6 protein-coding genes are annotated in these 6,287 nt (G+C 35.9%); 5 read left to right on the forward strand and 1 reads right to left on the reverse strand.

Annotated elements, in window-relative coordinates:
- The first annotated feature begins 35 nt into the window (after window positions 1-35).
- Together MOC86_RS01765 and hpaB are read left to right on the forward strand one after the other, a co-directional pair.
- Window positions 36-293, forward strand: coding sequence for a DUF2164 domain-containing protein (locus MOC86_RS01765; protein WP_268582479.1), 258 nt, complete (start codon window positions 36-38; stop codon window positions 291-293).
- A gap of 223 nt (window positions 294-516) precedes the next feature.
- Window positions 517-1,950, forward strand: a complete 1,434-nt coding sequence (gene hpaB / locus MOC86_RS01770; protein WP_268582480.1) for a 4-hydroxyphenylacetate 3-monooxygenase, oxygenase component — start codon at window positions 517-519, stop codon at window positions 1,948-1,950.
- Between the two features lie 156 nt (window positions 1,951-2,106).
- Here the strand turns inward: hpaB and MOC86_RS01775 are convergent, their stop codons facing one another.
- Entirely contained in the window at window positions 2,107-3,402 is a 1,296-nt protein-coding gene (locus MOC86_RS01775) for an NCS2 family permease (protein ID WP_243514027.1), read from the reverse strand.
- Window positions 3,403-3,856: 454 nt separating this feature from the next.
- On the opposite strand from MOC86_RS01775, the gene MOC86_RS01780 reads away from it, so the two are divergent.
- The 3 genes from MOC86_RS01780 to MOC86_RS01790 all read left to right on the forward strand — a co-directional run bounded on the left by MOC86_RS01780 (window position 3,857) and on the right by MOC86_RS01790 (window position 6,277).
- Window positions 3,857-5,017, forward strand: coding sequence for a hypothetical protein (locus tag MOC86_RS01780; RefSeq protein WP_268582481.1), 1,161 nt, complete (start codon window positions 3,857-3,859; stop codon window positions 5,015-5,017).
- 154 nt (window positions 5,018-5,171) lie between these two features.
- A complete protein-coding gene (locus MOC86_RS01785; protein WP_268582482.1) occupies window positions 5,172-5,660 on the forward strand; it encodes a MerR family transcriptional regulator in 489 nt (162 codons plus the stop codon).
- A gap of 191 nt (window positions 5,661-5,851) precedes the next feature.
- Window positions 5,852-6,277, forward strand: a complete 426-nt coding sequence (locus tag MOC86_RS01790) for a MarR family winged helix-turn-helix transcriptional regulator (protein ID WP_019392873.1) — start codon at window positions 5,852-5,854, stop codon at window positions 6,275-6,277.
- Window positions 6,278-6,287: the final 10 nt, after the last annotated feature.

The raw sequence follows: 6,287 nt of genomic DNA on the forward strand, positions 1-6,287 counted from the left end.
AATAGTAGAAAGCTAGAAAAGGGAGGGTACACTGTATGGGAATTTTATTATCAAAAGAACAAAAGGCAGAAGTGATTGATGAAATTCAACGCTTTTTCCTAGAAGAACGAGGAGAAGAGATAGGAGAACTTGCCGCTGAAACGTTTTTTTATTTTATAAAAGAAAATGTCGGAGCTTATTTCTATAATAAGGGAATTGAAGACAGCAAAACGATTGTAGAGCAGAAAATATTTTCTGTAGAAGAAGATTTAGAAGCTTTAAAAAGAATCAAAAGAAGAACAGATTTTAAATGATGTTCTTCTTTTTTATGTTCGCTTAGTAAACATATTTATAAGTGAACTTTTATAAAGTCTGCTTCATCATTTTTCTCCTTTTAAAAGTAAAGACTTATAGGCTCTTCACCATCTTTTTTGTTTGAAGTACTCTCTATCTTATTTAGGTTGTATATTCTGTTTCTTTTTTTAAAAGAGTGAATACGATGTAGAAAACAATAACAGAGAAGAGGAGCGAGTTTCTTTGGGGTTCATAGATGGAAAAGAGTTTGTTACAAGGTTAAACCTTTTAAAAAATGATGTATGGGTAAAAGGAGAAAAAGTAAAAGGAGACATTAGTGAGCACAGTGCTTTTCAAGGAGTTGTAAAAAGCAAAGCGGGACTTTATGATATGCAAGATGGCGAGCATAAATCAGTCCTTACTCATTCTGAAGAAGGAAAAACGTACGGAACAGCTTTTATGAAACCGAAAACAAAGGAAGATTTAGAAAAGAGGAGAAAAGCAACACAGCTTTGGGCTAGGAAATCAGGTGGGATGATGGGAAGGGCCCCTGATTATATGAACACAGCTCTTATGGCTTTTTCATCAGGAGCTTCGTTAATTGAAAAGAAGCATAAAAAGGGTAGTGAGAACCTTGTTCAGCTATATGAGAAAGCAAAGAATCTTGATTTATCTTTTACACACACATATGTAAGTCCACAGGTTAATAGAGGATCTTTTTATTATGAAGAATTAGAAGAGGAACCAATTGCAGCTCAGGTAGTGAAGAAAACAAAGGACGGTCTTTTATTTAAAGGAGCAAGATTACTTGCTACACAAGGTGGTCTTACGGATGAACTTCTCGTTTTTTCAACGGGTGGAAAAGGATTGGATGAGAAAGGAGCTTTTGCTTTTTCAATTCCTAGTAATACAGAAGGACTTACGTTCTTGTGCAGAGAACCATTTTCTTATCATTCTTCCTCTTTTAATTATCCATTAAGTTCGCGTTTTGATGAGCTTGATGCAGTAGTTATATTTAACAATGTTTTAGTCCCGTGGGAGAGGCTCTTTTTCTACGAAGATAAACAAGCAGCGGAAAGTCTTTTTTTGGGAAGTAGCTATGTTGCCCTGATTCTTCATCAAGTTGTGTCCCGTCAAGTTGTTAAGCTAGAATTTACGTTAGGTGTAGCACAGTCAATTGTAGATACTATTAATATTAGTGAATATCAGCACGTGCAAGCGAAGATAAGTGAAATTGTGATCGCTTTAGAAACAATGAGAGGATTGCTTTTGACATCAGAAACAGAAGCTCAAAAGGATAAGTTTGGTATTATGGCTCCGAGCGTACATCCTCTCTATGTTGCTGTAACTCTTTTTTCTAACACATATCCCCGCTTAACTGAAATAGTAGAACTCCTTGGTGCAAGCGGTCTTATTACTCTTCCAACAGAAGCTGATTTTGATTCTGAAATGGGAGAAAAGCTTAATTACTATTTGCAAAGTTTCTCAAAAGGAGGATATGAACGTGTCAAACTCTTCCGCCTTGCATGGGATATGACTCTAAGTGCTTTTGGTACACGTCAAACATTGTATGAACGTTTCTTTTTTGGCGATCCTATTCGTCTTCTTAGCAATATGTATCGTTCATATCCAAGAAGAAACTATCAAGAATTTGTAGAAAACTTTTTAGACCAATAAAAAGCGGATCATCCGCTTTTTTATTTAGTTTGGTTGCTGTAGTGAAAAAAGGGTTTCCAAATTTTGCGTAGTAAAACAATTGTTATCTGTGGAAGTTTAGATGAACCGTTATATAAAAAAAGACAAACGGACCGCGGAACGGCTCGTTTGTCTTTTTTAATGGGAAAAGAACATAAGTTGAATAAAGAATAAAAGCGCAAAAATATAAACAAGAGGGTGAACGCTTTTTCCTTTTCCTTTTACTAGTTTAATCAGGGGATAAGAAATGAAACCCAGTGCAATACCTGTTGCAATGCTTGATGTTAAAGGCATGCTTAAAATAACAAGAAAGGCTGGGAAAGCTTCATCAAGTTCTTTCCATTCAATCTTAGCAACAGATTCCATCATTAAACTTCCAACGATGATTAAAGCAGGTGATGTAATCGCAGCAATTCCTGAAACAGCTCCTACAAGAGGGCTAAAGAAAGCAGCAACAATGAATAGAATGCCAACCGTTAGTGTTGTTAACCCTGTACGGCCTCCAGCAGCAACTCCTGAAGATGATTCAACAAAGGCTGTTGTTGGACTTGTACCGAACATTGCTCCAAATGTTGTTCCAAATGAATCAGAAAGAAGTGCTTGACGCAGGCGAGGCATCTTTCCATCTTTCATAAGTCCTGCTTTTTGAGCAACGCCAACCATTGTGCCTGTTGTATCAAAAATCGTAACAAGCAAGAAAGAGAATACAACAGCATAAAGGCCGTGTGTAATGACATCGTTCAGTGCTGTAATAGGATTAAAAACAATAAGTCCTTCTGGTAACGATGGGAAAGAGAAAAATCCCTCTTTAAATGAAAGTTGTCCTGTGCACAGAGCGATAACTGCGGTTGCAATCATGCCGAGGAAAAGGGCTGCATTTATACGTAATGCCATTAAAAGAAGTGTAATGGCAAGTCCAACAATGGTAAGGAAAGTGCCTGGTTCTGTTAAATCTCCTAGTTTTACGAGGTTTGTTGGATCATCAACAATGATATTAGCATTTCGTAAACCAATAAAAGCAATGAAAAGACCAATTCCGGTTGTGATAGCGTTCTTTAAACTATCTGGAATTGCATCAATTAATTTTTCTCGAAAAGAAGTTAGGGAAAGGACAAGAAAAATAAGACCAGCGATAAATACCGCAGAAAACGCTGTTGTATACGTAATACCTTCCTGTGAGCAAATAACAGCAAAATAAGCATTCAAACCCATACCTGGAGCAATTGCAACAGGATAATTAGCCGCAAGGGCCATCCAAAGGGTTCCAATTACAGCTGAAATAATAGTAGCTGTAAAAACTTGCTCAAAAGGAACGCCTGCACTTGATAATACGACAGGGTTAACAATTACGATATATACCATTGTAAGGAACGTTGTAAGTCCTGCTGATAGCTCTGTACGAACGCTCGTATTTGCTTCTTGTAATTTAAACATGTTTACCTCCAAATTACGAACATTTTTTGTGAAACAACATCCATAATATTCGTTTTTTGAGTATAGTGCAAGAGTTTTTCATATTTCTAGATAGAAATGCAGTAAAACATTCTTTTGTAATTAGTAATGACCAATTTAAAGAAAAATATTTTTGAAACCAAATGAATTCTGTCCCGTAAATATAAGTACCGTATAGAAAACTTATTACTTTTGGAGATGAATTATGGAATAATAGTTCCTAATAAGTTTCTAATTTGAAGTTTTTCTAATATTAACCAAGGGTAATAAAGAACTAGATAAGTAGAAATTTTTGTGAAGTATAAGACCTATTTCTTCCAAAAAACATTGACGTTAATTTTGTCTTTATGGTTTAGTAGAAGTAGTGCAAAAATGGAGATTGGGAAATCGAGAGGAGGTAAGAAGCTACAATTTATATGCAGTAGCTTCGAACTATATGAAAAAACGTAAATTACTTATTACAAACACAGCTTTACTTGGTACCGCAGCAATCGCTTTAACAGCGTGTAATAGCGCTCCAGGAGAACAATTAACAAAAGCATACAGTAATCTGGAAACGGTTAAATCTTTTGAAGCAACAACAAAATTATCTTTCAAAGATATTAAAATTGACGCAGCTGAGTCTGATCCAGAGATGCAGCAAGTAGTTGACGTGTTGAAAAACTCTTCTTTAACAATGGATACGAAGTATGATCAAAAAACGAAGAAACAAGAAGTTGTATTAAACATTAAAGCAAAAATGGGTATGATGGCTCTAGATGCTAAAGTACCAATGCTTTTTGATGAGAAAGCAAATACATTCTATATTGAGGCAGATAGTCTTGTTGATAACATTTCGCCATTCCTACAAGGATCTGGAATCGATATTAGCAAATTCAAAGGAAAAACAATCTCTATTGATCTTAATGAGTTAGCAAAAGATGATCCAGAGCTTCAAAAAGAACTTGATGCAATGAAAAATTCTCAAGACACAGCACAGCTTCAAGAAAATATGCGTAAAGAACTTGAAAAACTTCTAAAAGATAAATCAGAAGATGATTTTAAAGAAGAAGATGGAAAAATTACAGTTAACTTCTCTGATAAAGAGGTTAAAGGTCTTATTGATAATTACCTTAAAGAAGTAGACTTAACAGCTGAAGAGCGTGAAGAGTTTGATAAAGCGTTAAATGATTCAAATGCAAAATTCAGCGGTCTTACATTAACAAGTGAAGTTGATGGAGACCAGCTTGTATCTGATTCTGGCAAATTCTCTATGACTGCTGAGCCAGAAGGTGACAAAGTTTCAATGGACTTTACATTCTCTTCTAAATATAATGATAATCTTCCGAAGTCTTCAAATGTTAAAGTGAACATGAACGTTGAATCAGAAGATGGCGGCGGTACATTTGCAATCGATACGAAAACAAACTACAAGTCTGTAAATAAAGATGTGAAATTTACAGTTGATACAAAGAAAGAAAATTTAATTACAACAGATGAACTTGAGCAATACTTTATGCCAGCAACACCGGAAGTTCCAGCAACTGGTGAAGAAGCACCAGCAACACCGGAAGCTCCAGCAGCTGGTGAAGAGACACCAGCAACATCTGCTCAATAATTTACAAAAAAACCCTGCTCCTTGTAGCGGGGCTTTTTTGTAATATCTCTTCTTTTTTTGGCGAATTCATACTAGTTTTGTCAAACAGAAAGGGATTCATCATTTCCGCTCGAATGTAGTTTGGTAAGGAGAAGAAACGAAGGGGTGAGCGGATATGAAGACACATGAAGCTGCACGTGAACTTGGAGTTAGTTCTCAAACCGTTATAAAATGGATTCGGCATTACAATATTGATTGTGCTAAAAACGAGCGCGGTCATTTTGATATTTCAAAAGAGAATATTAAGCAAATTCGGGAAGCTCATAACATTCAGCCGCGCTCTTCAGCTAGAAAAGGACACGTTCAGAGTTCTACAGATTTTGATGCCTTAGAAGCGCAAATTCAAGAGATGTGTAAACAGATGGGAAGTATGATGGGAAGAATCGCAGAAAATGATCGTCGAATTGAAGAAAAAGCAGGTGAAGTTGTCACCTTCCAAGTCCTAGAGCATCGAACTGAAATTACGAATTTGCAAAAGAAGATATATGAGCTAGAAGAACGTTTGGTAATGGTAGAGGAACAGTTAGAAAGGAAAGAAGGATTTATTGCAAATAAGAAACTCCCAAGGTGGAAGACGCTCTTTATGAACTTATGGAGTTTGTAGCTTGATAGCTTGCATTGCTATCAAGTCTTTTTTTATTTAAAAGTCTTTTATTTTCTCCTTTGGTAAGTAGTAGAGGAATTATTGTAATAACAGTGGTACAATTAAATAAAGAACGATGGTTACTAGATGTATGATATAGCTAGTAACAAGCGGGCTTCAAGTTTACGATAAGAAAAAGAGGAGGCGATTGTATGGAACGTCATACGATGATGGTTGATTTAGAAAAATCAATGCGTCGCGTATTTCGACAAATCCGCTATGAAATCAACGATCTATTGCAATCGGAAATGACAAGCAGTGAATTTGCAATTTTACGTCTTTTATCAGAAGGTGGAGGTAAAAAGGCAACAGAGCTGTCAAAAGCACTTGGTGTATCTGCTAGTCATATTACAGCGGTAACCGATACAATGATTGATAAAGAGTACATTACAAGACGGAGATCCCCAAATGACCGTCGCGTTGTTGAGATTGTGTTAACAGAAAAAGGGGAAGAAATATTTAAGGAGTTTGGAGATAAAAAACTTAAGTATTTAACCGAGAAATTTGAAGTAATCAGCGATGAAGAACTTCAACAACTTATTAATGCCTTACACCGACTAGATCGGTTCAAAGAATAGACCAAAAAAG

Origin of the sequence: Priestia endophytica (assembly GCF_026790145.1) — a bacterium.
Taxonomy (GTDB): Bacteria; Bacillota; Bacilli; order Bacillales; family Bacillaceae_H; genus Bacillus_I; species Bacillus_I endophytica_A.

Excerpts from the sequence above, each read along its gene's own strand:
- MOC86_RS01765 (WP_268582479.1), top strand. The coding sequence starts at position 36 with ATGGGAATTTTATTATCAAAAGAACAAAAGGCAGAAGTGATTGATGAA.
- MOC86_RS01775 (WP_243514027.1), bottom strand. The coding sequence starts at position 3,402 with ATGTTTAAATTACAAGAAGCAAATACGAGCGTTCGTACAGAGCTATCA.
- MOC86_RS01780 (WP_268582481.1), top strand. The coding sequence starts at position 3,857 with ATGAAAAAACGTAAATTACTTATTACAAACACAGCTTTACTTGGTACC.
- MOC86_RS01785 (WP_268582482.1), top strand. The coding sequence starts at position 5,172 with ATGAAGACACATGAAGCTGCACGTGAACTTGGAGTTAGTTCTCAAACC.
- MOC86_RS01790 (WP_019392873.1), top strand. The coding sequence starts at position 5,852 with ATGGAACGTCATACGATGATGGTTGATTTAGAAAAATCAATGCGTCGC.